The following is a 25,379-nucleotide window of genomic DNA, read 5'->3' as shown; positions in this document are numbered from 1 at the left end:
CGCAGGCGTCTGCGCGGTGCTTGCTGTCGAAGCCCGTTGGCGCGCGGTGGCAGGCCCGGATGCGCGTGCTCGCGGCGCCTGCCACGGGGGCGGGGCGGCGTCCAGACGGGGGTGGGCGAGGTGTTACGAATGTTCTGGCTGGCCTCCAGAGTGTACGTCTGTTCGGCGGTGCTGTTGGCATCTTGGAACGCATAAGAGAATACCACCGGATCCCTTCGAGCAATCCGCACCGCATTCGGCCCGCATGGTGTATCGATACAGCCAACCCATAGAACAAAATCCTGCGATACCCCATACGGAGACGTAAACGAAATCAAGGAGCCCGTGTTGAGGTTGCATGCCGCGTCGTCATTGTACGCAACCTGTTTATCTAAGAAGTTGCAGAGCCGGAGGGAAGTATCACCCTTGAAGGCGCTTCCCGGGAGACCCGTCGTCCCGATCATGACGGTCTCTTCGGCACCGATGCTGATCGTCTCCTTGACTGCCTCTGCTGCCCCGTCGACGCACCCAGCCATGCTGCTGCCCCCAATCCCAACAGCCCCGCCGCTCCCCTCAGCCATGCTGCTGCCCCCAATCCCAACAGCCCCGCCGCCACCCTCAGCCATGCTGCTGCCCCCAATCCCAACAGCCCCGCCGCCACCCTCAGCCATGCTGCTGCCCCCAATCCCAACAGCCCCGCCGCCACCCTCAGCCATGCTGCCGCCCCCGTTGGCGCCCGCATCCGGTGAGGTCGAGGCCCAAGGACGCGCGATTCCAATATCGAGTGAGCATCCAACGAAGACCAGCATGGCTGCGGCCCCGAATCGAATCCCGATAGGATGAAAAATATTTTTGTTCATACAATCTTTGAGCGGAGGTAGCTACGCCGCGGCACCCACCGCAGCACACGCGGAGATCTCCTCGCACCCATCTGTCGTTCTCGAACATCACGAGCACCACGCGCTTGTCGCGGTCGAGCTCGTCGAGCAGCTCCTTACAGCTCCGCCCGCTTGAACCGCGACCACGTCGAGCGGTTGCTCCACCGCCGAGGGCGGGCTCCCCCAAGGCCGCCCTGAAAAGCCGTCGGCTCCTGCGGAACACGCCGTCCACGTTCCTCCTCTTCCCCTCAGCTCGCCCCGCGCGTCACGGAATCGACAAGCCGACCCCCACAAACCCGGAACCGCCGATCACCGTCTGCTCGAAGACGGTCTCCGGAGGGTCCCCCTCGACATGGAAGCGGTGGCGGGTAAGGGGCAGGGTGACGTCCCCGCCAAGCTCGACGACGAGCGGAGAAACAAGGCGAAGCCGGAGCCGCGGCGACAGCGAAACTGCGGCCCAGGCGTGCTCCCCTGTGGCAACCGGTTCGAAGGACTCGAGCTTGACGACAACGCCATGCACGGCGCCGCCGAGGACATGCCCGCACGTCGAGAACGTGGCCCGCCAGAAGCGCAGCGGATGGAAGCACCCCCCGAGCCACACCGCGTTGAGACCGAAGGCAAACGCGTCCTCGGACGTCCGGACCTCGGGCATCCACGACAAGCCCACCGAGGCTTCCCACCGCCCTTTGCCCACGCCGGCGAAGAGCGCCACCTCGGGCGCCACACCCGGCAGAAGCCCGTAACGAGCAGCTCCTCGCGCGGTGAACGTCATCGTCATGGGCGCCAGAGGCGGGGGCCGTGAAGGCGGCGGGGGCCGTCGCAGTGGCGGCGGCGGCGGGGGTGGCGGCGGGGGTGGCGGCGGCGAGGGAGATGGCGGCGGCGGCGGCGACGATGCCGCCTCGGGATCGATGAGCACCGCGATCACGAAGACGCTCGCGTCCTTGATGGGGGTGCAATCCGGCGCGTCCACGTGGAGGGGTGCCCGGGACGTGAGGAGGCGGGCACCCTCGCGCTCTTCAATCTGGGCTATCCAGCGCCCGTTCTTCTCCTGCCGGATGAGACGCGCTTGGATGGAGCGGTCGGCGCAACTCGAGAACACGTCGCGGCCAAGGCGCGCCGTGATCTCCTGCTCGATCTCCGCCTGGTCCGGGCAGCTCTCCGCACCGGCTTCACGTGACCAGACGAACTTCACCAGGTTGCATGCGGGTTCAGCGCCCACGCTCGGCGCGGCCAGAACGAACGCCGCCATGATGCACGCAGAGAGGAACGGGTTTGGACGTATCAAGGCGAACGTTAGTTACTTGCACGGGTCTCGTGTCGCAAGTCCGCGGGGTCGGCGCCCCCGGGTCAGGCGGACCGGAATCCTCTTCCGCTGCGGACTCCGGAACCCCCGACCCGGCATTTCACGTCGGGCTGACGTGGCGTCACCAAGCTCCCAGCACGTCACCCATGCCAGAAAGCCACGAGCGGCATCGAGGCCACGAGAAGCACGGCGAGCGTGACTGCGTCAATCGGGGAAAGGGAAACCCAGCGCTCGCGGGCGAGAATTTCGGCGCGCTCCCCGGGGAGGATCTCGAGGTCTTCAGGAAGCACGTCGCCTCGATAGGGCCCCTGGGAAGCCGCGGACCCTTCACGGGACATGACGATCACCGGGCCGGGAGGAAGACGCGTGAGAAGATCCGCGCGGAGGGGCGAGGCGCTCTAGCCGCCGGAACGCCACCCACCCCCGAGCGCTTGATAGAGATGAACCACGGCCAGCCATTGCCGCTTCTTCGTCTCGATCAGCTCCATTTCCGCGTCCAGCGAATCCCGCCGGGTCAGCAGAACCTCCACATAGTCAGCGCGCGCAGATTGAAAGAGGACCGTGGACGTTTCACTCGACCGGGTGAGCACCTCCACCTGCTGCGCCTGGAGGTCATAGGCTTTTTGAAGGTTTTCGACCAGCGAAAGTTGATTCGCGACGTCGGTGAACGCTTGCAGCAGGGTCCTCTCGTAGTTGAACACCGCCTGAAGCTGCCGGGCGTTCACCGAACGATACTGGGCCTCGATCGCTTTCCGGTTCAAGAGCGGCGCCGTGAGATTCCCCGCCAGGTTGTAGATGAGCGAGTCCGGCGTCACGAGGAGGTGCTTGACGTTGAACGACCTGTAACCGACCGCTGCGTCGATGCTGAGCGAAGGGTAAAACTCCGCCTTCGCCACCTGCACGTCCAGCTTCGTGGCCTGAAGCTCCAGCTCGGCTTGCCGGATGTCCGGGCGATTCTTCAAGAGATCGGAAGGGAGCCCCGACGTCACCTTCGGCAGAGGGTCCTTGAGCTTCTGATCGTTTCGGCTCACGGCCTGCGGGTAACGACCGACCAGGAAGTTGATCTTGTTCTCGATCTGAACTCTCTCCTGTTCGAGGCCATAGAGGCGGCTCTTGTTCTTCAACACCTCCGCCTCGAACCTCTGCACCGCCAGCTCCGTGACCCGGGCCGCCTGCTTCTCCAGCTTGATGATCTCCAGCGCGTCCGCGAGGATCTCGACGTTCCGTTTCAGGACGTCGAGCTGGTTGTCGATGGCGACCAGCTCGAAATAAGAGCTGGCGATTTCGGCGACGATCTGCGTCACCATGAAGTTCCGGCCTTCGATGGTCGCGAGGTAGCGGAGGTCGGCCGACTTCGTGGCATCCCGCAGCTTCCCCCAGACGTCGACCTCCCACGAGCCCCAGAATCCGAACGTGAAGTCCCCCAGGTTCTGCGGCAGCCCATGGCTTTCGTCGCTGATGCCCTGGCTCGTGTTCTTTCCCATCCTCTCGACGCCGACCCCCGCCCCGACGCCCACCTTCGGGAGGTAATCACCTTGCCGCGCCGACACTTCATTGCGGGCGATGATGATCTCCTGGAGCTGGATGTTCAGCTCCTGGTTTTTCGCGAGCGCCATTTCGATGAGCGCCCGAAGCTCGGCGTCGTCGAAGAAGGTACGCCACACCGTCTGCGTCGAGCTCGCGGGCGAGGACGATGCGCCCGCGGTGCTGCTCGCATGCCCGAAGCTCGCCGGAATCGCCTTGCTCGGCTCCCTGGGCTCGTTTCCTTCCAGAGAGGGGATGCAGCCCGCCGCGAAGAAGCACAACCACGCCAGCGCGGCGACCGACGATGACGATCCTGTCCTACCCCTCCGCATAATGGCTCACGTTCTCGGTCAAGGGTTCGTCTTCTTCGCCCTGGATCAGGCGCCTACGTTCCGCGAGCGTCCCGAAGATGAAGTACAGACCCGGCACGACGACCACGCCGAAGATGGTGCCGAAGAGCATTCCCCCGAGCGCCGACGCGCCGATGGTGCGGTTGCCGATGGCGCCCGGCCCCGTCGCGAGGACGAGGGGAACCAGGCCCGCGATGAAGGCAAAAGAGGTCATCAAGATGGGGCGGAAGCGCGCCTTCGCTCCCTGGATCGCTGCCTCCATCACCGACGCTCCGTTGTGGTGTGCCTGGACGGCAAACTCGACGATGAGGACTGCGTTCTTGCCGAGGAGGCCCACCAGCATGACGAGCCCAACTTGCGCGTAAATATCGTTCGCCAGGCCGAGGAGCTTCAGCATCAGGAAGGAGCCGAACACGCCCACGGGCAACGAGCAGATGACCGCCAGCGGGAGGATGAAGCTCTCGTATTGGGCAGCGAGCACCAGGTACAGGAATGCAAGAACGACCAGGAAGATGTAGACAGCCTCGTTCCCACGCTTCGCCTCGTCGTAGGAGAGGCCCTCCCACGCGATGTCGTAGCCGCGTGGCAACGTCTTCGCGGCGACCTCACGGACAGCAGCAATTGCATCGCCGCTCGTGTACCCCTTCGCCGGACCGCCCCGGATCGCCGCAGAGTTGTACATGTTGAAGCGCGTGATCTCGTTCGGCCCCTGCGTCTTCCTCAGCTTCATGAAGGCCGAGTACGGCACCATCTCTTCCTTGTCGTTCTTGACGTAGAGATTCATGAGATCCGAGGGGAATCGCCGGAACTCCGGCGCCGCCTGGGTATACACCTTGAAAAAGTTGCCGAAGCGAATGAACCCCTGCTCGTAGGTGCTGCCGATGAGGATGTTGAGGTTATCCATGGCGTTCTTGATCGAGACGCCCTTTTGCATCGCCAGCTCGTTGTCGATCTCGAGCTCGTACTGCGGATAATTCGCCGCGAAGAAGCTGAAGAGCCCGGTCAGCTCCTTCCGCTTCCCAAGCTGATCCATGAAGTCTCTCTGGACGCGATCGAAGTCCTGGTAATCCGTCTCGTTGTTCTTGTCCAAGAGGCGGAGCGAGAAGCCGCTCGCGGCGCCGTAGCCCGGGACGGCCGGCGGCTCGAAGAACTCGACAATCGCGCCGATGTCCTTCGCCTTTTGCTCCAGCTCCTCGATGATCTGGGTGACAGAGCGCGTACGCTCGGACCACGGCTTCAGGTTGATGAGGCAGGTGCCCGCGTTCGAGCCACGTCCCTCGGTCAGGATCTCATAACCCGCGAGGGAGGAGACCGAGGCGACACCGTCCACGCCCTTCGCCATGCCCTGCAGCTCTCGCGAGACGTCGTTCGTTTGCTCCAGCGTCGTGCCCGGGGGCGTCTGGATGATCGCGTAGATCTGCCCCTGGTCCTCGTTGGGCACGAAGCCGGCCGGAAGGACCCGGTTCAATTGCAGGACACCCAAGCCGAACGCGAGCAGGATCCCGAACGTGACGATCCTTCGATTCACCAGCTTCCGGAGCAGGCGGACGTAGACGTTGGTCCCGGCGTCGAAGGTGCGATTGAACGCATCGAGGAAGATGCCGATCGGCGTCCGCTTCTTCGGCTGACCGTGCGTATTCTTCAGGATCATCGCGCAGAGGACAGGCGTCAGGGTCAGCGCGACAATGCCGGAGAGCACGATGGCGGAGGCCATCGTGATCGAGAACTGACGATAGAAAATGCCCACCGGCCCGGTCATGAAGGCCACGGGCACGAAGACCGCTGTCATCATCAGGGTGATCGCGATGACGGCGCCGCTGATCTCGCCGAGGACCTTCTTGACGGCGTTGTACGGCGATAGCCCCTCCTCCGCCATCTTCACGTGGACCGCCTCGACGACGACGATCGCATCGTCGACGACGACGCCGATCGCGAGGACGAGCGCGAAGAGCGTGATCAGATTGATGGTGATCCCGAACATCTGCATGAAGACGAAGGCGCCGATGAGCGAGACGGGGACGGCCAGGGCCGGGATCAACGTCGAGCGAACGTCCCCGAGGAAGAGGAACACGACGAGCGACACGAGGACAAAGGCCTCACCGAGCGTGTGGAGGACCTTCTCCATCGACGCATCGAGGAAGCTCGCAACGTCGTAGTTGATCTCGTAGTTCATCCCGGCAGGGAACGAGGTCTTCTTGAGCTCCTCCAGCTTGGCCTTGACGTTCTCGATGACCTCGCTCGCATTGCTCCCGTAGGTCTGTTTCAGCACGATCGCCGCGGAGGGGTGACCGTCGAGATTCGAATAGATATCGAAGAACTCGCTCCCGAGTTCGACCTTCGCAATGTCCTTGAGGTGGAGCTGTTCGCCGTTTTCGTTCGCCCGGATGATGATCTTCTCGTATTGCTCGGGCTTGTTGAACCTGCCCTCGTAGGTGAGAACGTATTCGAGCGACTGCGCCTTCACGCCGGTCGCCTGCCCGAGACGTCCTGGCGACCCGATCACGCTTTGCTCGCTGATCGCCTTCATCACGTCCTCGGTCGAGACGTTGTACGCCCGCATCTTGTCCGGATTGAGCCAGATGCGCATGGCGTATTGCCGGGAGCCGAGGATCCGGGTCTGTGCGATCCCGTCGACGCGGCTCAACTCGGGCAGGAGGTTGGCATTGGCGAAGTTGTAAAGAAACTTCTCATCGGCCGTCTTCTCCTCGCTATAAAGGTTCACGTACATGAGCATGCTGGGCTGCACGCGGTTCATGACGACACCTTCGAGCTGCACGAGCGTCGGAAGTCGGCTGATGACCTGATCGATGCGATTCTTGACGTTGACGACGGCCTCGTTCGGGTCGGCGTCGAGCTTGAACACGACCTGGATCGTCGCCTCGCCGGCGCTCGTGGCGTCCGAGATCATGTAGACCATGCCCGGAACGCCGTTGATGGCGCGCTCCAGGGTGATGATCGAGGACTGGACCAGGACGTCCGCGCTCGCGCCCGGAAATGTCAGCGAAACCATGACACGAGGCGGCGAGATCTCGGGAAACTGCGAGACCGGGCGCGAGCGCATGGCCAGGATGCCCAGGAACACGAGCACGATGGACAGGACCATCGCCATGACCGGGCGATGGATGAACTTGGACATCATGCTCATTCCGCCGGCACCTCCAGGTGCGCGAACACGTCGGCGGGTTCCTTGTAATCGACCTCGATCGCGACGCCGTCCCGGACCTTGCGCAGGCCTTCCACGAGGATCTTGTCGTGTTCTTCGAGGCCACTCGCGACCACGAAGACCTGCGGCATCTCCGCGGCGATGGTGATGGGGCGCGAGTGGATGACGTTCTTTTCGTCGATGACGAAGACGAACTTCTTGTCGAGCACGTCGAAGGTCGCCTTCTGCGGAATGAGCAAGGCGTGCTTGAGCGGCACCTCCATCAGGATCTTGCCCGTCTCGCCATGTCGGAGCAGCCCCTTGGGATTGGGGAACGTGGCCCGAAACGCGAGGCTCCCGGTCTGGTTGTTGAAATCGGCCTCGATCGTCTCCACCGTGCCGGGTTGATCGAAGTCCTGGCCATCCGCCATCTGGAGCTTCACGGTGGTGATCCTCTCCTCTTCCGGCTGAGATTCGTATTTGAGGTACTCCACCTCGCTGACGTTGAAGTACACCCAGACCTTGCTGTTGTCGGAGAGCGTCGTGAGCAGGTCCCCCTCGTCGACCAGGCTGCCCATCCGCACGTGAAAGCGCCCCACGAGGCCGTCGAACGGCGCCCGCATCTCGGTCATCGATTTGTGCGTCGCCGCGAGCGCCACTTCGGCCTTCGCCTTGCTGAGCTTCGCCTTGGCCAGGGCGAGCTCGTTGGGGGACACGACGTTCTTGTCGGCGAGGAGCTTCGTGTTTCTGAGCTCGATCGCCGAGAGCTGCGCCTCCGCGTCGGCCTTCTGCACCTCTGCCTGGTAAATCATGGGCATGATTTGGAACATCTTCGCGCCCTTCGCGACCTGATGGCCCTCGTCAATGAAGGTCCCTTGCAGGTAGCCCTTTTCGAGAGCACGCACCTCGATGTGCTGGATCGCGCGGATTTGTGCGACGTAGTCCCGGGTGAGCTCGGTGTCTTTCCGAAGAGGACGCGTCACGAGGAACTTGCCATGTTCCTGCGGCTCTTGATGTTCGTGGTGGCACCCCACCACCAAGAAGGCGGCGACCAAGAGGAAGGGCGTGGGGGGTCGGTTCATCGCAGATAAGTCGGCACGACGGTCGCCGCGGTTCCATCCACGCGTGAAAAAAGTTTCTTATGTATCCGTTTCCAGCATATCTGATCTTCCGAAGTCCTGTGCTCGGGGTTACGCTGAGGGCGTGCGCGGCTGGGCGTACAGCCACACGGATCCTGCCGGCTCTCGTTTTGCCAGGGATGCTCGGTTCGTTCCGGGCTGGGTCCCCTCCCCGCCCGGGGCCGTTGGCCCTGGACATCGGGCGCGCGGTGGAGACACAGGTGCAGCCGCGCGCGACGTCCTCGTTTCGTGTATCGTCACGTCCGCAACACGAAGGAGATCAGGATGACCGCCGACGAAAAGATCACGCTGCTACGTGCCATCTTCAAGGAGTTCGCGGCCACGGGGGACCCGCAAATTCTGCTTTCGAGCCTCACCGACGATATCGTCTACAAGCTCTCGATCGGGCCAGGGACGCCCCTCAGCGGCGAGTTCCGGGGCAAGAATGGGGTCGCGGAGTATTTCCGTGGGATGCCCTCCGCAGTCGAGCACGTAGGGCTCAACGTCCATGACTTCTTCGCCAACGACGAGAAGGCCGTGGTGACCGGCGACGAGACGTTGCGCGTGGTGAAGAATGGCGCCGTCTTCTTCACGGAGTGGGCCGTCGTGTGCACGTTCCGCGGCGACAAGATCTGCCACATCCTCGTGGTCGAGAACCTCGGCGCGCTGAGCCAGGCCTACGACGCGCCGCACGCAGGTCCGCCCGCGGCAGCGTCCTGAAAGGACACGAATCGCCGGGCTACCGCACGCGTGGCAGCTTCTCGACAGGGCCCTGCCGCGTGTCCACGCGCCGCGCGCTCCCCCGCATGCATACCTTGATGGCCTCGCGCAGGTTGCTGAGCGTCCTCGCGCCCGCGAACCCTGTGGCGAGGCACGTGAAGGTCTGCGCCACGGCGGGCCGGATCCCCGTGACGAGCCCCTCCGCCCCGAGGAGCTGAATGGCGCGGAGGATGCCCGAGAGCCGCTCCGCCGTCCCCGCGTCCACGGCCTCCACCCCGGTCAGGTCCAGGATCGCGAACCGCGCTCGGGTCGACACGACCGCGTCGAGCAGCCGCGTCGTGATTTCGGACGCGCGCGCCTCGTCGAGCCCGCCGACGACCGGCAGCGCGAGGACGTCGTCCCACACCTGAATGACCGGCACGGAGAGCGCGTGGATCTCCGACCGCTGCTGCGCGATGATCGCGAGCTTCTCCTCGACCTCGGTCTCGCGGCGCTTGAAATCGTCGATGTCCTGGAAGGCCCCGATGACCCGGGTCACCTTCCCGTTCTCCATCACCGCCGTGCCCGCGGTGCGCACCCAGAGCCTACGGCCCTTCGCGGTGACGATCTGCAACTCCAGATCGTAGGGCTTGCCCTCGCCCACGCAGGCGCTGAAGGCCTCCGTGATGATCGACTGGTGTTCCGGCGCGTAAAACGAGATCCCATTGTCCACGTTCGGATTGAATCCGATCGGCACCTCGTGGATCCGGTACGTCTCCTCGGTCCAGAACTGGCGTCCTGTCGTGCAATCCACGTCCCATCCCCCGACGCGCCCCGTCGCTTGCATCTTCTGGAGGAGATCCCGCCGCCTCTCCCATTCGTCCACGGGCTCCTGCGCCTCGACCTCGAGCCCGGCCCCGTAGACCTTCGTATCACCGGCCACGCGGCGAAACGAAAAGAGGAGCCTCCGGTAGCTCAGGTCCCGGTGCAGGAACCCCGCGTCGAGCTTCAACGACGCGTCTCCCCCCTCGCGCGGGCGCAGGAACGCGGAGAGCGGCGCGGCTTCGTCGGGATGCACGAGCCGGGTGAGCTCCGCGCCCACGAGGGAGGACTCCGTATACCCGAGCGTGCTCCGAAACGTCTCGTTGGTGCGGATCAGCCGCCCGTCGCCGCTCAGCACGCAGAGGAGGTCCCTGGACGTCTCGAAGAAGTGCTCGAATTGGATCTTGTGCTCGTCGTGCATGGGAGACATGGGGCGAACCTCATCCGCGCGTGCCGTGCTCGGCGTTGTCCCGAGACAACCCGAACCCCCCCGGGGTTGGATGCTGGGTCAGGGCGATTGGACGCGCATGTAGGTGAGCAGGCGCAGCGTCCGTTTTGCGATCTTCCAGCCGTGGGGCGTACGCACGACGATGTCCTCGTAGGTCCCGTGCGCCAGGTCGACGATACCGGAAGGATCCACGACGTGTGTCGCGGTGAGGTAGGTCGACATCGTCGCCGTGTTCCCCTGCACGTTGATCACGACATTGCCGTTCAAGTGCTGCGTCGAGACGTAGCCGTTCGTGGTGAACTCGTTGTCCGCGACGTCGGCCCACGCGGTGGGATTGGAGGTCAGGCTCGGGGGGCCATTGGGGTCGTCACCGGGGTAATAGGCCTCGAGGACGGCGTTCGGCGTGAAGCATTTCTGGTACAGGCCCCGGCCCACCTCGAGCTCGCCGCGCCCGATGGCGTCGGTCCCGGCGGCATAACAGTAGGTCAGCTTTTCGATTTCGGCCTCGTCGAGGAGGCGCGCGAGCCCCTGCTGCCCCCCGGCATTCCCATGCCCGCCCCCGGGATGACCGCCCTCGGCAGGCGTCGCCGCCCCCAAGGCGCTCGCGGCAATGGCCCCCGCGCACAACGCAGCTCCGACGCGACCCCAAGAAGCCCGTGACCCCGAACGGCTGCTCTGCTCCATTGTGTACCTCCTCCAGTCAGTGCGGCCCCCTTCAGTCACACTAAAAAGATTCGCGCAGGAGATCAAGCATTCCATGTGTCCCGTCGAGAATCCAACGACACGGCGCATTTCCACCATGACGCAATCTTTTACCTGGTGACACGTGGCGACCACGCGTGGTCCTTCGGCCTCGACGCCGAGCTTCCCCGCGTCACTTGGGCAGGGGCGCGCTGCATTTCGCGGCGGAATCTGTCGCGTGCGAGGGTTCGAACGTTCGAAGGGCAGCAAGCGCGCGTGACGCGTGGGTGTTCGAACGCTTGGAGAGCCACGAGCGACGGTGACGCGCCGGGGATCGAACGGCGGGAGGGCCACAGGAGACGGTGACGCGTGGGTGTTCGAACGTTCGAACACCCGCGAGCGACGGTGACGCGAGGGGGATCGAACGGCAGGAGAGCCACAGGAGACGGTGACGCGTGGGTGTTCGAACGTTCGAACACCCGCAAGCGACGATGACGCGAGGGGGGTGGGACGTTTGGAGACGCGGGAGCGACGGCGGACGGGGGCCGCAGCGGCTTGAGCTGCTGCTGCTGCTGCTGCTGCTGCTGCTGCTGCTGCTGCTGCCGCTGTCGCTGCCGCTGCCGGTGGAGGGCGTGCCGCCCTGGGGGGGGGGGACGGCACGCCGGGACGTTACCGTCGCGTGAGGCGATGCAGGGTGCCGATGATATGGTTCAGGGTGTTGCGCATCTCATCGTCGACGTTTTCCACGTATCCGAGCGCTTCTGCCACGTCCAGGCATGCGCGGACCTCTGCGGCCGAGCCCATGGCGGTGTGCCACCGGGCGCGTTCGTTTCGTCCCTGCGAATACGCGCCCTCGTTCAGGTTCAGCGGAACGCTCATCGCTGCACGGCGCATTTGATCACCGAGACTTGGATCCTTCCTCCCAATCCGCTCCATCACCGGCCGCAACATCCTGAGCATATCGATCGCCACGCCATAAATCCTGAGAGCCATGTCATCCTCCGTATCCCCGACCGGGGACCCCGGCCCCTGGCCCGCGCGCGGAGGAAGGTGAAAGGCTGCGAGGCGCAGCCTCGCACCGCGCGCAGCCACCCGGAGCCGCGCGGAGCGCGAAGCGCGAGCACGGCGAGGATGGCGAGCACGGCTTGGCCTTTCGCCTTCCGAGCACGCGGGCACAATCGACATCCCCGGACGAGAAGAAGAAGGACAACCGCTCAAGCTCAAGCTCAAGCCCAAGCCCAAGCTCAAGCTCAAGCTCAAGCTCAAGCTCAAGCCCAAGCCCAAGCCCAAGCTCAAGCCCAGGCTCAAGCTCAAGCTCCTGCTCAAGCTTAAGCCTAAGCGGCAGCTTCAGCTTCAGCCTTGACCCTCTCCCTGCCCCCCGCCTACCGTCCCCCCTCGTGCCACCCTGGCCGCGCCTCCTCCCGTTCCTCCTCCTCCCGCCCCTCGCGCTCCTCCCCGCGCCCCCCGCTTCCGCCGACGACACCCCGTCCCTTGCCGCCGAGCCTGCCCCTGCCGGCGATCGCGCCTTCCTCGTCGAACACGCCGACGTCCGCGGCCACCTCCTCCCCTCGGCGCGCCTCCTCCTCGATTACGCCCGCCGCCCCCTCGTCCTCCGCAACACCAACGACGAACTCGACCCCGTCATCTCCGATCAAACCTACTTCCACGCCCTCGCGTCCCTCTCCCTCTTCTACCGGGCCACAATCTCCCTCGACGTCCCCTTCTCCCTCACCCAGGCCGGCAGCACGCCTCCCTCCGGCGACGCCTTCCCCCGCGCCGCGGTCGGCGCCGCCCTCGGCGACCTCCGCATTGGCGCCCGCGTCCGCCTCGCCGGGGGCCTCGACGAAGCTGGCCAGGGCGCGGCCCTCGGCCTCTCCGCCTCCCTCTGGCTCCCCACCGGCACCGACGGCTACGCCGGCGACGGCGCCGTCCGCGCGCGCTTCGCCCTCGTCGCGGAAGCCACCGGCAAGCGCCTCCACGGCGCGTTTTCCGGCGGCCTCCGCACCCGCCCCGCCGTCGCGCTCCCCGGGGTCTTGCCGACCCGCGTCGCCACCTCCCTCACCTTGGGCCTCGCCGGCGGCTTCTTCGTCGACGGCGCCCGCACCCTCACCCTCGGCGGCGAACTCTCCGCTGATCTCCCCTTCCTCGGCGGCGCCCGCCTCTTCGACCCTCGCGCCACCGTCGCGCACGCCCTCGTCACCGGCCATTACCGCATCACCGGCGGCCCCCTCGAAATCGGCCTCGCCATGGGCCCGGGCCTCGGCCGCGGCGCGGGCAGCGCTGACGTGCGGGTCCTCGCGCTCCTCGGGTATGCACCCGAAAAATCCAAACCCCCGCCGGATCGCGACAGCGACGGCATTCCGGACAAAAGCGACGCTTGTCTCGACCTCGTCGGCGTGGAATCGGGCGATCCCCTCCTGCACGGCTGCCCCGAACCTCCGCCCGATTACGACGGGGATGCGGTCCCCGACGAGAACGACGCTTGCCCGCGCGCCGCCGGCGAGGCCACGTTCGTGCGCAAAACACACGGCTGTCCCAAGGACACGGACGAGGACGGCGTGCCCGACAAGAAAGACGCCTGCCCCACGGAGCCCGGCCCGAAGCCTCCCGCGGGGAATGGCTGCCCGAAGCCAAAGGAGCCCGAACCGCCGCCCGTCGCTTCGCTCGCCGAGCAGGAGATCGTGATCTCCCAGCAGGTGCAATTCGAGACCGGTACGGCCGTCCTCCGGCCGGAGAGCGACGGCGTGCTCGGCGAGGTCGCGCGTGTGCTCACGGATCACCCGGAGGTCACGCGCATCGAGGTGCAAGGCCACACGGACGACACCGGCACGCCCGACGTGAACCGCAAGCTCGGGCAAGACCGCGCCGAGAGCGTGGTCGAATGGCTCGTCCGGCGTGGGATCGGCCGCGCGCGGCTCGTGCCCAAGGGGTATGGGTCGGACAAGCCCATCGCGGACAACACCACCGAGGAGGGCCGCGGCAAGAACCGGCGCGTCGAGTTCCGGATCCTCGAAAAGAAGCCGGCCGTGAAGGACGAGGGCAAACCCGCGGCGGGAGGGGCGAAATGAGCCGCGCGCGAGGGATCTTCGCGCTCGCCGCGCTCGCGCTCGCCTCGGTATCGGGCGCGGGCCGCGCCGAGGAGCCGGCCGAGGATCGGGGCACGATGGGCCCCGAGGTGCTGCACAACCCGACGCTGGAGCGGACGGCCGAGCAGGGGATCTTGCGCGCCGTCCCCATTTCGATCGAGCTGCCGATCGACATCGCGCTCCGCGCCCGCCGCGTGCTCGTGCATTACCGGCTCTGGGGGGATCCGGACTGGACCGCGCTCGAACTGCGGCGGAGCGGCGCCAGGTACGAGGGCGCGATCCCTTGCCTGGAGATCAGCACCGTCACCGGGGATCTCCGCTACTACATTCGTGTCCACGACGCCGAGGGCCGCGTGATCGCGACGGGCGCGTCCCGCGCGCGGCCCTACCTCGTGACGATCAAGCACGACACCGTGCTCGAACCCGGCCAGGGGAAGGGCGCCAAATGCCCCGATCCGGCCGATTGTCCCGCGGGCCTGCTCGGTTGCCCGAGCGAACGTGTCGTGGAGATCGCCTGCCAGTCGGACGCCGATTGCGAGGGGGGCACGACGTGTAGCTGGCGCGGGTTCTGCGAGCGGGTCGATCGGCGCAAGAACTGGTTCTCCCTCGGCGTGCAGCAAGACGTGGGCGCCTTTGCCACGGCGGGCGTGTGCAGCCTCTACTCGCAGGAAAACGAGGGGTACGCCTGTTTCCGCGCGGACGACGCGCAATACACGGGCACGGCCGTGCAGACGAACACGCCTCCGTCCGGGGGCCTCGGGCCGACGCGGGTCGTCGTCGGGTTCGAGCGGCTCATCCATTACGACACGACGCTCGGCCTGCGGGTCGGCTGGGCCTTCTTCGGCGAAGGTCCCACGCCGCGCGAGGGCACGGCGTTCGTGCCGTTCTCCTTCGCCGCCCGCGCGACCCATTGGTTCGGCGACGACCTCTTCGCCCGCTCGGGGCCCCGGCCTTATACGTTCGTCACCGGCGGCTACGCGATGGTCGACCTGAAAGGACGCACGGTCGTGCGGGAAAACCCGCTCGCCCCGCCCTACCAGGGCGGCAATGACCTGGAGCAGGAGGTCACGGTCTGGAAACGCGCGGGCGACGGCTTCGTGGGCGCCGGGGCGGGCCTCGCGTTCGCGTGGGAGAGCCGCCGGGCGGCCTTCGTGGAGATCGCGGCGCATGCCGTGTTCCCGTTCGGCGCGCTCGTGCTCGCGCCGAGCGCAGGTATCACCCTCGGCTTTTGAAGGGAGGCGACCTTTGTTGCGAGCATGGCTCCAGAACCTCTGTCTCGGGTGGGCGAGCGCCGCCCTCGTGGCCGGTTGCGCGTCGGACGATTTGACCCCGCCCGAAGCCCGCATCGATACCCCTGGCGCCTTCGTGGCCGTGGAGGGATACGACGAGCCGGGCGAGCTCACGCTCGTCCGGATCCTCGATCGCCTGCAATTCGAGGACGCGCGGCTCCTGTTCATGACGGTCCACGACGCCCGCCCCGCGACCTACGAGGAGGCGCGCGAGCTTTCCAAGGACCTCGATCTCCCGATCCGCGAGCTCATCCGGATCGAGCCGGACACGGTGGTCACGTTGTCGCCCCATCGTGTCGTCTGGTTCCGGACGCTCACGGAAAAAGAGCAGGAGCGCGTGCCGTGAAATCCCCCCAATTCGCTCCCGTCGTGCTCGCCTTCGTGGCCCTCGGCGCCACGGCCGCGCTGCTCGCTTGCACCAGGCACGCCGACCTCCGCGACGAACCCGACGGATCGAGCATCGAACGTCCCCCCGAATTCGACGCCGGCGGCATCCCCGAGCTCGACAGCGGCCTCGGCAGCGACGCCCATCCGCTCTGCGCCGATCGGCCCACGGGTGAATGCGTCGGCTCGAACGATTTCCCATGCGCATTCGAGGACTGGGTCGCCGCGACGGCCAAAGAATGCCAGGCGGCCTCGGGCTGCAAGACGAACGGCTGGCTGGAGGTGCGGATGGGCCCCGGCGGGTGTGTCGAGGTGATCGGGATGGAGGAGCCCAACGACGAGGTCGTCGCGTGTCTCGTCGCGGAGATGGGCGCGGTGAAGTGCCCGTGCGGCGAGGGGATCAGCCAGTATTATTTCGGCGCGGGGAACGTGGGGCCCTGCGGCTCGAAGTGAGGCGGACCGTCACTTCGGAATAGCGGCCTCGCCTGGTTCGAGGTTGTCCTTGATGGCCTCGACGTCGCACGCCTGGAGGAACATCGAGAGGACCTCCGCGCGCCGCGGCAAGAACACGTCCGTGAGCGCTTGCGAGAGCGTACCGTTCTCGTCGATGTGCACCTCGCCGAGCGTCGACGGGAACGAGAGCCCGCACCCGAGCGACCGATCCGGGCCGAGGAAGCGCTGCGGCGCATGGCAACCAGCGCACGTGAGCGACGTCGCGCGGTGCAGGACCGACTCCGCCGTGAGCGGATCACCCGGGGGGCAATCCAGGTTCAGGCCCAAGGCGTCGATCGAGGTCTGGATCTCCGACGCGAAATCGGCTCCCGCGACGCCGATGGCGCGGGACGCATAATCGACGGAGGCGTCCCCGGAGACGACGCTCTCGCCCATGTTGAATTGCTTGCCGGTCTGCATGCGGACCTTGGGGAGCTCCTTCTGCCCGAGATCCCACAGGCTCATATTGACGAACTCGCTCCGGAAGCTCAGCGCGGTCTCCGTGTCGTTCGCGCCATCGAAGAGATCCGGCAGGGGGTTGTTCTTGACCGTGACGGGCTGGAACCTGAGCGCGAGCTTCATCGCCCCCGGCAGCAACCGCTTCAGGTGATATTCGCGCATCTCCCAGGGCGCCTGCATCTGCTGGCTCACGCGCACCTGGCCGTGCGAGCCGCTGTAGGGATCACTCTCGGAGGAGACGGCGCCGTAATGGTCGGGGTGGACGACCGGGGAGAAGCCCGGCAGGCCCGTGAAGAAGAGCTGTTCGAGCTTGTCCGCGACAATCTCCAGATCCGCCTCGGCCCCGAGGCTCGCCCACGCCTCGGCCACGGGGCGGCAGCTCGAGAGGACCTCGAAGCCCGACGGGTTCGGCAACGCCGCCTCGAAGATCAAAAAGACGCGGTTCGCCGGGTCCGTGCGGCCCGAGGTCTTCGCATATACGATGCGGTGCTCGCCGCAGGTCGATCCGAACTGCGGGGTGAGGTCGAAGCGATTGACGATCGCCACGGGCACGAACGAGTCGGGGTGGCCCGGCTCGAAGAGGCCCGCGCTCGACGCGAGCGCCCCCTCGGCCCGCGGGCAGAAGAGGGCCGCGCCGTTCTTGAACGCGGCGTTGTCGAGATCGTCGCAATGCGGGTTGTCCGCGAAGACCCCCTCGGCCGCGGCGTTCTGCGCGTCGAAGAGGCGTCGCAGGAGCTCCTCGGGCGTGATGTCCTCCCCCGCGAGCGAGACGATCTGCGACAGGACCCGCTCGAGGCTGAATCGCGCGAGCACAGACGGATCCCGCACGACGAGCGCGCGGCTGTCCGCCGCGACGGTGATGTCCGGATTGCACGTGAGCGCGCCCGGGTCGGGGAGCGGCGGATGATCCGGCGTGTCGGGAATCGGACCGTCGGGCGTCTCGCCCATGTTGCTCGGGATGATCCCCCCTTCGGGCTGCATCCCACACCCCGCGAGGACGAGGACCGCTGCCGCCGCCAATGGCCGAGAAACGAAGCGCGAAAGCCCGTAAGCCATGAACCCCCCTAACCCAGCAAAGGAACGAGGAAGGCTCTCAGGGTATCGGGACCCACGTCGGGGTCAAGAGCGAGCGAGCGTCAGGAGTCGGCCGAGGAGGCTGCGTTCGCGCTCCCGTTCTCTTTGGACGGAGCGTCGGCGACGCGGCCGCCGAGCCCGAGGAGGAGCTCGGCGACGGCCGCATGCGTGCGGTCGCGCAGGTCGACGACACGCGCCGACTCCTTGCCCGTGGTGATCGGCTGAATCGGCTTGCCCACGCGCACGCGGACGAGGCGCATGCTGCCGTCGCCCGAGTCGATGGCGCCCTTTTGCATGAGGTGCCCCGCGCCCTCCAGCGCGACGGGCACGACGGGGACGCCGGCGCGTACGGCCGCGTAAAAACCCCCCATCTTGAAGTCCTTGAGGACGCCGTCCTCGCTGCGCGTGCCCTCGGGGAAGATGAGCAGGGGCTTGCCGCGCTGGAGGACCTCGGTGAACCGCTTGATGACCTCGGCCGCGACGCGGGGCCCGCCGCCACGCTCGACCGGGACGTGCCCCGCGAGCTTGAGGTGCCAGCCGAGGAAAGGAATGTTCATGAGCTCGCGCTTCGCGGCCCACTTGAAATCCCCCGGGAGGACCGCGCCGAGGACGAGGATGTCGAGCAGGCTCTGGTGATTCGAGGCATACACGTACGCGCCGTCGGTGGGCACGTTCTCGAGCCCCGTGGCGTCGACGTCGATGTGCAGCCCCCGCGCGCTCGACTTGCACCAGCGCTTCATTGCCCACAGGCTCGCGCGGTGATCCTGCGTGAGCGGGCCGAGCGTGAGCGAGATCGTCCCATACCCGACGGTGCGAGCGGTGAAAGGAACCCACTGACGCGCGGCGCGAATGGCTTCTCGGAGCTGCATGGATTTGCCTTCCTAACACCACGGCGGAAGCAATTCCAGACCTGCAACGTGCGCAAAATGCTTCGCAGGGGGTGGGAAACGGCCGAGCCACCTCGACCCGTGGGCCCGTCGGCTCCCAACGGTCGGTCGGACATGTCGGGTCCGGGAAGAGACGAGGTGCGGTCAGGGAGGGGGCATCAGGGGGCGCTGCCGCCGCAGAGGACCGTGCTGTAGACCCCCTCGGGCCCGCCGGCCGGGGGATGCCCCTCATAGACCAGGTTCACACGATCGCCCTGCACCGCGACTTCATGCCTGCTGACCGCCGCCGCCCCCAGGTACCGAGCCGCTTGAAGGACCACGTCCCCTCGCACCAGGAGCGTCGCATAGAAATCGCCGAGAGCGCCGAGCCCTTCCCGGAAGGTGACCCATGTCTTCCCCGACTCCAACGGGATGGAACGGGGCGTACCGTACACCTTGCCGTCTGGCGGCGATATCGTGACCGGAGCCGTGATCGGGTCGCCCTGGGCATCGAGGAGCACGTACTCGATACGGTCGTCGACCTCGTATACGTAATTCCAGCCCTCCGGGTGTGGGGAGAGGTGGGGCCGTACGCACGACTCCGCCCCCACTCGTTTTGCCATACCGCTCGGCGTCCCTTCGGCCGAAAAAAACGAGACGTGGCAGCCGCCTGCGGCGATGTCCCACCAAGGGAGCGCGAAGCTCGTGCCGTTCCACGCGGGAACGCCGATGTTGCCTTGCGCGATATCGATGAACTCCGGCGGTCCCAGGGCGCCTGACGCATCCATCGTGAAGAAATATTCATCAAGATCGACGGATCCAGAAAGTCCGAAGCGTGTCCCGCTCCAGGCCATGACCTGGCTGTGGAGCCCGTACATCGTCGTGATGGACGTGGGCCCCTCGAGCACGTTGCCCTCGAGGTCGAGCTTCTGGAGGATCATCGCCCCGGCGTCGTCGTAGACCACCGCGACGCCCGCTCCGTCGTACCCCAGCAGGAAGCCCGTGGATCCCTGGGCGGAGGAAATGGGCGGCCACGGCGGCCCGCTGGGCGCGCCGCCTTCCGCGAGCGGTTGCACGTGGAGCGTGGCCGACTGGTCGGATTGCAAGATGCGCCATGCTGCGATCAGACCGCCCGATGTACGGATGATGCGAGTGGTGAAGTATCTCGTGAATTCCTGGAGCAGGTGGATCTCCCCCAGTGGACACGCAGGCGCGGGCAATGTCGCCTCGTCACACCCACCCACACACCTCTCCGGCTCCACCTCCGCCGGCACGCATGCGCCCTTCACGCACGTCTGCTCCGCGGGACACTCGATCCCCTGGCAAGCGATCCGCAAATCGACCCGCATCGGCAATTCCTGGTTCGGCGAGAACCGGAGCTGCCGCCGCGCCACGATGCAGCCCGATGGCAGAGGTGAGGTCAGGCATTCCTCGATCGATCCCTCGTCCACACGCGTCGCAATGGCGAATGCGAGAGGTTTCTCCCGATCGTCCGCCGGCGCGATCACCACGTTGCCCGCGCGTCCCGGCTCGATGCAGCCGCGGGTCGTGCTCGACGGCGCGCGCGAGGCGAGCGAGAGGAGATCGGGCGCGATCGTGAGGGAGACCTCGGCGTTCTCGGCGCAGTCGACCTCGGTGAAAACGTCGACGGTGATGGCGGTGGGCGGCGCGCAAGAGGAGGCGACGAGCGCGGAGGATCCGACGATGAGCACTCTCCACGAAGTCATGGCGCGCTTCCATCGCAAAGGACCGTGCTGTATGCATCCGACGTCATCCCGGTGGGATATCCCACGTAGGCGATATGCACGCGATCGGCCCGCGCTGCGATTGCATAATCGTTGCCCCCGAGGACCAGCGCATCTCCTGGCCAACGAGCCGCTGGACGAACGACGTCCCCGCCCTCCAAAAGAGCTGCGTACATCTCCCTGTACTGGTTCAGCTCCTCCGCGAAGATGACCCATGTCTTCCCCGTGGTGAGCGAGACGGAGCGGGGCACCTGGAACATACTCATGGATTGCGGCGATACGACGACGGGCGGCATGGTCGTGTCGCCTTGCCCGTCGAGCTGTACGTACTCGATGCGACCACCGACCTCGTATACATAATTCCAGCCCTGCGGGTGCCCCGATAGATGGGGCGACGAGCACGATGGCGCCACGAGCTTCTCGGGCTCGCTCGACGTTCCGTCGGCTGAAACGAGTGTGACGTAGCAATTGCCATCCGCACCGCGCCACGAAGCGCCGAAGCTCGTGCCGTTCCAAGCGACGTTACCGAGGGCGGTTGCTTGCGAGATCACATGCGCCGGCCCCAGCACGCCCGAGGGATCCATGGTTGCGACCGAAAACTCGATTGCTGACACGCTGGAGACCCAGAACGCGAATCGTGTCCCATTCCAGGGCATTTCCCGTAGCTGCTGCCGGTACATGCTCGTCGGCGAGATAGGTCCCGCCAGCACGTCACCTTGGAGGTCGACCTTCTGGAACATCATCGTCAGGACATCCTGGTACACCAAGACCTGACTCGACCCATCGTACCCCAACAGAAAAAAGTAGTTGTCCGCCTGGCCAGCGGAAATGGGCGCCGCAGGCGAGCTCTTCGGCGCTCCGCCCACCGTGAGCTGTTGCAGATGAATCGTGGACGACTTGTCGGGCTGTACGATACGCCATGCCGCGACAGGACCACTCGGCGTATCGACGAGCTGCATGGACGACGTCCCCTCGACGGTTCCGATGAGGTGGGTCTCCGCAGGCCCACACGAAAGAGGAGGCAACGTCCCCTCGTCACACCCGCCCACGCACCGCGAAGGCTCCACCTCCGCCGCCACACACGCGCCCTTCACGCACGTCTGCTCCGACGGGCACTCGATCCCCTGGCAAGCGAGCCGCAAATCGACCCGCATCGGCAACTCCTGGTTCGGCGAGAACCGGAGTTGCCGCCGCGCCACGATGCAGCCCGCAGGCAAAGGCGACGTCAGGCACTCCTCGATCGACCCTTCGTCCACACGCGTCGCAATGGCAAACGCGAGCGGTTTCTCCCGATCGTCCGCCGGCGCAATCACCACATTCCCCGCCCGCCCCGGCGCGACGCACCCACGCGTGGTGCTCGACGGTGCGCGCGCCGCGAGCGACGCCAGATCCGGCGCGACCGTCAGCGAGACCTCCGCATCGCTCGCGCAATCGACCTCGGTATACACGTCCACCGTGATGGCCGTCGGCGGCGCGCAGGAGGCGAACCCCAGCGCAGCGACGGCGACAACCGTGAATGACCTTTTCATCCGCCCTCCCGGGCTCCCTCAAAAACGAATCTGCCCCGGCGAAAAACTCCCTGTCGGCGCCGCCCGCTCCGTCGTCACGACCACGGCCGTCACCACCGCGCCCGCGACCACCACGCCCGCCGCCGTCCAGAACCACCACTTCTTGTAGATCGGCGTGCTCGCGAGTGGATCGAGCGAGAGTTCCTTGCGCTCCCCCGCCACGATGACCACCTGCGTGCGCGCCGCATCGTAGCCGTCCCGAAACACCTCGACGTCGTGTTTGCCCGCGCCGAGCGACGCCTCCGCCGGCACCACGCCGATCGCCTTGCCGTCCACCTCGGCCCGCGCCCCGGTGACGCGGCTCTTCACGACGAGCAGCCCCACCCGGCTCTTCGCCTGGAGCTTTGCTTCGACGGCGTTCTCGGCCTCGTCTCCCGAGAGATCGACCTCCCGCGAGAACGGCAGATACCCGTCAGCCAGGATCTCCAGCGTGGCGCGGCCGGCATTCACCGGCAGGGCCGCGTCGACCGGCGTGGTCCCGATCTCACGCTTGCCGAGCAGCACGCGCGCCCCTTCCACGTCGCATTGCACGCGCAAGAGCGCGACCTTCCCGCGCACCTCCGCGATGATGTCCTTCAACGTCGGCACCTTGGCGCGCACGGCGGGCAGCGCGTCGGCCTCGAATTTTCGGAAGGCGGCGAGCGCCTCGGGATACCGCGCCAAGAACTGGAGCGCGCGGCCGCGGTTGTACTGGAGGACGGGATCCTTCGCGAGCGCGTAGGCCTCGTCGTACGCCCGGAGCGCGTCCTCGTACCGCTTGACGCGCATGTGGTCGTCGCCCTGCGATTTCAGCTCGGCCGCACGCGCGACCTCCGCCGCCGGGGCCGCCACGGCGCTCGGCGCGGCGAGGGTCGGGCCGAGACACGAAGCCGCGAGGACCGCGGCTAGAAAAATGGAAAACCTCGTTCGATGACGACGATGGCTCATAAAAAATCGGGCGCAGCGGACGGCGAGGACGACTTTTTCGACGTGGTCGGCGTCCGCCCCGGGTTCGCCGTATTCGATGGTGCCGTCGCGCGCTTCGCCGCTGCGCTGGTCGCGGGAACCGCAGAGGCCGACGTGAGCGGACGAGCGGCCGATTCCACGGCGGGAGGCGCGGCGGACGGAGGCGGCGGGGCCACGAGCGGCGCAGACGCGGCGGGAGAGGCCTCCGGCATGATCGCGGGGCGCACGAAGGCTACGTAGACCAGCCCGGTCGTCGCGGCCACGGCGAACGCGACGGCGCCGGCGATCGCGGCCAATCGCGAATCACGCGGGGCTACTCGCGGGGGGACCTCGCGCGGGAGCGCCTCCACGTACACCGATTCCCCCGCGGCCGGCGGACGCGGCACGACCGCGGCCAGGGGCGTCGGGCCGGACGGAGGACCGACCTTCTTCGTGGTCACGTCGTCCGATTGCGAGGGCGCGGGAGTCCGAGCGGAGAGCGGCGGCGAACGCACCGACGGCGGCTCCTCGGCGGGCGCGCTCTGCTGCGCCGATTCGATGTACGCCACGATGACGTCGCGCTTCGCGAGCGCCTCGGCCGCCATCGACGAAACCCACTCGCCGATCTCGGCCGGGCTCGCGAGCGGGCATGCGCGCTCGAGGTCGAGCGCCATTTCACGCGCCGTCGGGAACCGCGCGGCGGCATCCTTTGTAATGGCGCGCATCACGAGCGCGTCGAGCGCAGGCGGCACCTCGGGCCGGACGGAGCTCGGGGGGGACGCCTGCGTCGTGAGCATCTGCATGATCGCCTGGAAATCATTCTCGCCGCCATAAAGGCGCTGCCCCGTGAGAGCCTCCCATAACACCACGCCGAAGGCATAGACGTCGGTCGCGCGCGAGGCCTGCCCGTGAAATTGCTCGGGCGCCATGTACGCAGGTTTGCCCTTGAGCTCGCCCTCCTTGGTGTTCTGGAGGCGCTGCGCGGCCTTGGCGATGCCGAAGTCGACGACACGCGCGAGCCCGTCGACGCCGACGAGCACGTTTTGCGGCGAGATGTCGCGGTGCACGAGCTCGAGCGGCTTGCCCGACGCGTCTCGCGCCTCGTGCGCCGCGTGCAGGCCGTGAAGCGCCTGCGCCACGATCCCGGCGACGATACGCAAGGGGGGAAGCGTGCCGCGGATCCTGTGCTGGCGGAGCGGCCCCGCGAGCGATTCACCGCGGACATAGTCCATGACGATCAAAAGCTCATCTTCGCTGCGCACGACGTCGATGACCGGCACGACGTTGGGGTGCTGGATGCGCGAAGCGAGCCGGGCCTCGTCAAGGAACGCGTTCGCCAGCGCGACGTCGTCGAGGAGGTGCGGATGCATGCGCTTGACCGCCACGATGCGACCGAACCCCTCGGCGCCGACGAGGCGACCGTAGTGCACCGCCCCCATGCCCCCCCGGGCGATTGCCTCGTAGATCTCGTACCGGCCGACGATCAGACGGGGTTGCATGACAGACGGCCGATGGTACGCGCTGAACGAGGTTTCGCCAAGGCTCTTGTCGGAGCGCATCCCGCGCATCGCTGGATTGAGCTGCGCTTGTTTCTCGTTTGGCGCGGCGGGCGCGATCTCGCGCTAGAGCGGATCCATGATCAAGCCATAACCGACGACCTCTGGCTTGCCCGCTCGCTCGAACTTCACCGTGAAGATCCCCGGCTCGGTCTCACTCTGCATCACGGCCCGGCGCATCGTGCCCGCCCACTCGGCCCATACGACCGCGCCCGGCTTGCCTTTCCATTTGATGGGGATCGGCTGCAAATCCGCTTCGTCGGCGATGAGCGCCGCGCCGCCGAATCCCAGGCAGAACCAGCGCTTCACGCCGCCGGCTTCAAACGGCGAGACGAGCAGCACGTGCCGGACCTCGCCCTCCTGCCGGTGCGCCGCATAGTTACCAGGTTCGAGCCCGTTCACCTGCTTGACCCAGCGCACCCCCTTCAAGAGCCCCTCGGGCGCGCGCGCCTCCATGTCCGTGTATCGGACCGCGATCCGATCCTTCACGTACCGCCGCACGACGGCGTGCTTCATCACGCCGTTCCACTCCGTCAGCACGGCGTCGTTGAGCTTCGGCTTCACGTTGTCCGGCACCGGGATCACGTAGCCCGGGTGGACCTTGTACGACGGGCCGCCGGATTGGCCCTCGATAACCAGGTCGTCGCCGTCGAAGCCGATCGCCGTGGCCGCGTAGAGCACGAGCGTCGAGCCGATGCGCGCGTTCGTCAGCATGGGCTCGGAGAAGGTGAAGACGCGGCGCCCCGGGTCGAGCTTGATCTTGCGCGGCGGCAGGCCGAGCGGGTTCGGCTGGGGCGACTTCGGCTGCGGGGGCTGCGTGGGGCTCGGCGCGATGAACGAGCCGAGCGGCGGAGGCCCCGGCGATCCGCTCGCAGAAGGCGCCGCCTCGGTGGTCGTAGACGACCCGCTGCTGCACGCGGCGAGCAGGGCCGCGGCGAAGAGGCCGCGGACGAGGGGTCGGTACGGACCGAGCATCGGCCAGGATCTTTGCC

At 66.7% G+C, this 25,379-nt stretch carries 21 protein-coding genes and 1 pseudogene; 6 read left to right on the top strand and 16 right to left on the bottom strand.

Going from position 1 to position 25,379, the window contains the following annotated elements:
- The 6 genes and pseudogenes from QHF89_RS36215 to QHF89_RS36190 all read right to left on the bottom strand — a co-directional run.
- A pseudogene (locus tag QHF89_RS36215) lies at positions 1 to 515 on the bottom strand (hypothetical protein); the annotation flags it as partial.
- Between the two features lie 607 nt (positions 516 to 1,122).
- On the bottom strand, positions 1,123 to 2,106 hold the full coding sequence (locus QHF89_RS36210) for a hypothetical protein (protein ID WP_284721375.1): 984 nt from the start codon (positions 2,104 to 2,106) through the stop codon (positions 1,123 to 1,125).
- A 194-nt stretch (positions 2,107 to 2,300) separates the two neighbouring features.
- Positions 2,301 to 2,450, bottom strand: coding sequence for a hypothetical protein (locus QHF89_RS36205; RefSeq protein ID WP_284721374.1), 150 nt, complete (start codon positions 2,448 to 2,450; stop codon positions 2,301 to 2,303).
- Positions 2,451 to 2,558: 108 nt separating this feature from the next.
- Entirely contained in the window at positions 2,559 to 4,016 is a 1,458-nt protein-coding gene (locus QHF89_RS36200; RefSeq protein WP_136972089.1) for a TolC family protein, read from the bottom strand.
- Positions 4,003 to 7,173 carry an efflux RND transporter permease subunit gene (locus QHF89_RS36195; protein WP_136972133.1) on the bottom strand — a complete coding sequence of 1,057 codons (3,171 nt, stop codon included), beginning with the start codon at positions 7,171 to 7,173 and terminating at the stop codon, positions 4,003 to 4,005. Before QHF89_RS36195 ends, QHF89_RS36200 begins: the two co-directional genes overlap by 14 nt.
- Positions 7,174 to 7,175: 2 nt before the next feature.
- Positions 7,176 to 8,258: an efflux RND transporter periplasmic adaptor subunit gene (locus tag QHF89_RS36190; RefSeq protein ID WP_136972090.1), complete on the bottom strand. Its 1,083-nt coding sequence runs from the start codon at positions 8,256 to 8,258 to the stop codon at positions 7,176 to 7,178.
- A gap of 321 nt (positions 8,259 to 8,579) precedes the next feature.
- Here QHF89_RS36190 and QHF89_RS36185 point away from each other — a divergent pair, with 321 nt between their 5' ends.
- Entirely contained in the window at positions 8,580 to 9,014 is a 435-nt protein-coding gene (locus tag QHF89_RS36185; protein ID WP_136933757.1) for a nuclear transport factor 2 family protein, read from the top strand.
- A 19-nt stretch (positions 9,015 to 9,033) separates the two neighbouring features.
- Here the strand turns inward: QHF89_RS36185 and QHF89_RS36180 are convergent, their stop codons facing one another.
- The 3 genes from QHF89_RS36180 to QHF89_RS36170 all read right to left on the bottom strand — a co-directional run bounded on the left by QHF89_RS36180 (position 9,034) and on the right by QHF89_RS36170 (position 11,937).
- Entirely contained in the window at positions 9,034 to 10,245 is a 1,212-nt protein-coding gene (locus QHF89_RS36180) for a PAS domain-containing protein (protein WP_136972091.1), read from the bottom strand.
- A 78-nt stretch (positions 10,246 to 10,323) separates the two neighbouring features.
- Positions 10,324 to 10,860, bottom strand: a complete 537-nt coding sequence (locus QHF89_RS36175) for a nuclear transport factor 2 family protein (protein WP_284721372.1) — start codon at positions 10,858 to 10,860, stop codon at positions 10,324 to 10,326.
- A gap of 753 nt (positions 10,861 to 11,613) precedes the next feature.
- Positions 11,614 to 11,937: a four helix bundle protein gene (locus QHF89_RS36170; RefSeq protein ID WP_284721371.1), complete on the bottom strand. Its 324-nt coding sequence runs from the start codon at positions 11,935 to 11,937 to the stop codon at positions 11,614 to 11,616.
- 404 nt (positions 11,938 to 12,341) lie between these two features.
- On the opposite strand from QHF89_RS36170, the gene QHF89_RS36165 reads away from it, so the two are divergent.
- Genes QHF89_RS36165 through QHF89_RS36150 form a run of 4 tightly spaced genes read left to right on the top strand, consistent with a single transcriptional unit; the run spans position 12,342 to position 16,156 of the window.
- Complete coding sequence (locus QHF89_RS36165; protein ID WP_136972094.1) at positions 12,342 to 14,012, top strand: OmpA family protein; 1,671 nt, start codon at positions 12,342 to 12,344, stop codon at positions 14,010 to 14,012.
- Positions 14,009 to 15,262 (top strand): hypothetical protein, encoded by a 1,254-nt coding sequence (locus QHF89_RS36160; RefSeq protein WP_136972095.1) that lies wholly within the window; start codon positions 14,009 to 14,011, stop codon positions 15,260 to 15,262. The genes QHF89_RS36165 and QHF89_RS36160 overlap by 4 nt, the downstream gene beginning before the upstream one ends.
- 13 nt (positions 15,263 to 15,275) lie before the next feature.
- Positions 15,276 to 15,665, top strand: coding sequence for a hypothetical protein (locus QHF89_RS36155; protein ID WP_136972096.1), 390 nt, complete (start codon positions 15,276 to 15,278; stop codon positions 15,663 to 15,665).
- Positions 15,662 to 16,156, top strand: coding sequence for a hypothetical protein (locus QHF89_RS36150; protein ID WP_136972097.1), 495 nt, complete (start codon positions 15,662 to 15,664; stop codon positions 16,154 to 16,156). Before QHF89_RS36155 ends, QHF89_RS36150 begins: the two co-directional genes overlap by 4 nt.
- A 9-nt stretch (positions 16,157 to 16,165) precedes the next feature.
- Here QHF89_RS36150 and QHF89_RS36145 read toward each other — a convergent pair whose 3' ends face one another.
- The 6 genes from QHF89_RS36145 to QHF89_RS36120 form a co-directional block, all read right to left on the bottom strand.
- Complete coding sequence (locus QHF89_RS36145; RefSeq protein WP_136972098.1) at positions 16,166 to 17,710, bottom strand: hypothetical protein; 1,545 nt, start codon at positions 17,708 to 17,710, stop codon at positions 16,166 to 16,168.
- A gap of 80 nt (positions 17,711 to 17,790) precedes the next feature.
- Entirely contained in the window at positions 17,791 to 18,597 is an 807-nt protein-coding gene (locus QHF89_RS36140; RefSeq protein ID WP_136972099.1) for a lysophospholipid acyltransferase family protein, read from the bottom strand.
- Positions 18,598 to 18,773: 176 nt separating this feature from the next.
- The gene (locus QHF89_RS36135) at positions 18,774 to 20,321 is read right to left on the bottom strand and encodes a hypothetical protein (RefSeq protein WP_136972100.1); all 1,548 of its coding nucleotides are present in this window, start codon (positions 20,319 to 20,321) and stop codon (positions 18,774 to 18,776) included.
- Positions 20,318 to 21,868, bottom strand: coding sequence for a hypothetical protein (locus QHF89_RS36130; protein ID WP_136972101.1), 1,551 nt, complete (start codon positions 21,866 to 21,868; stop codon positions 20,318 to 20,320). The genes QHF89_RS36135 and QHF89_RS36130 overlap by 4 nt, the downstream gene beginning before the upstream one ends.
- Before the next feature lie 18 nt (positions 21,869 to 21,886).
- Positions 21,887 to 22,834, bottom strand: a complete 948-nt coding sequence (locus QHF89_RS36125; RefSeq protein WP_136972102.1) for a PEGA domain-containing protein — start codon at positions 22,832 to 22,834, stop codon at positions 21,887 to 21,889.
- Positions 22,831 to 24,330 carry a serine/threonine-protein kinase gene (locus QHF89_RS36120; RefSeq protein ID WP_284721370.1) on the bottom strand — a complete coding sequence of 500 codons (1,500 nt, stop codon included), beginning with the start codon at positions 24,328 to 24,330 and terminating at the stop codon, positions 22,831 to 22,833. Before QHF89_RS36120 ends, QHF89_RS36125 begins: the two co-directional genes overlap by 4 nt.
- Between QHF89_RS36120 and QHF89_RS36115 the strand changes: the two genes are divergently transcribed.
- Positions 24,329 to 24,457 (top strand): hypothetical protein, encoded by a 129-nt coding sequence (locus QHF89_RS36115; protein ID WP_284721369.1) that lies wholly within the window; start codon positions 24,329 to 24,331, stop codon positions 24,455 to 24,457. The genes QHF89_RS36120 and QHF89_RS36115 overlap by 2 nt on opposite strands.
- On the opposite strand, the gene QHF89_RS36110 is transcribed toward QHF89_RS36115, so the two are convergent.
- Positions 24,454 to 25,362: a hypothetical protein gene (locus QHF89_RS36110; protein WP_136972104.1), complete on the bottom strand. Its 909-nt coding sequence runs from the start codon at positions 25,360 to 25,362 to the stop codon at positions 24,454 to 24,456. The genes QHF89_RS36115 and QHF89_RS36110 overlap by 4 nt on opposite strands.
- Positions 25,363 to 25,379: the final 17 nt, after the last annotated feature.

Source organism: Polyangium sorediatum (genome assembly GCF_029946465.1).
In the GTDB taxonomy this organism is placed as follows: Bacteria; Myxococcota_A; Polyangia; order Polyangiales; family Polyangiaceae; genus Polyangium; species Polyangium fumosum.
The sequence above is the reverse complement of the archived record's forward strand: the minus strand, read 5'-3'. Positions and strand labels throughout refer to the sequence as shown.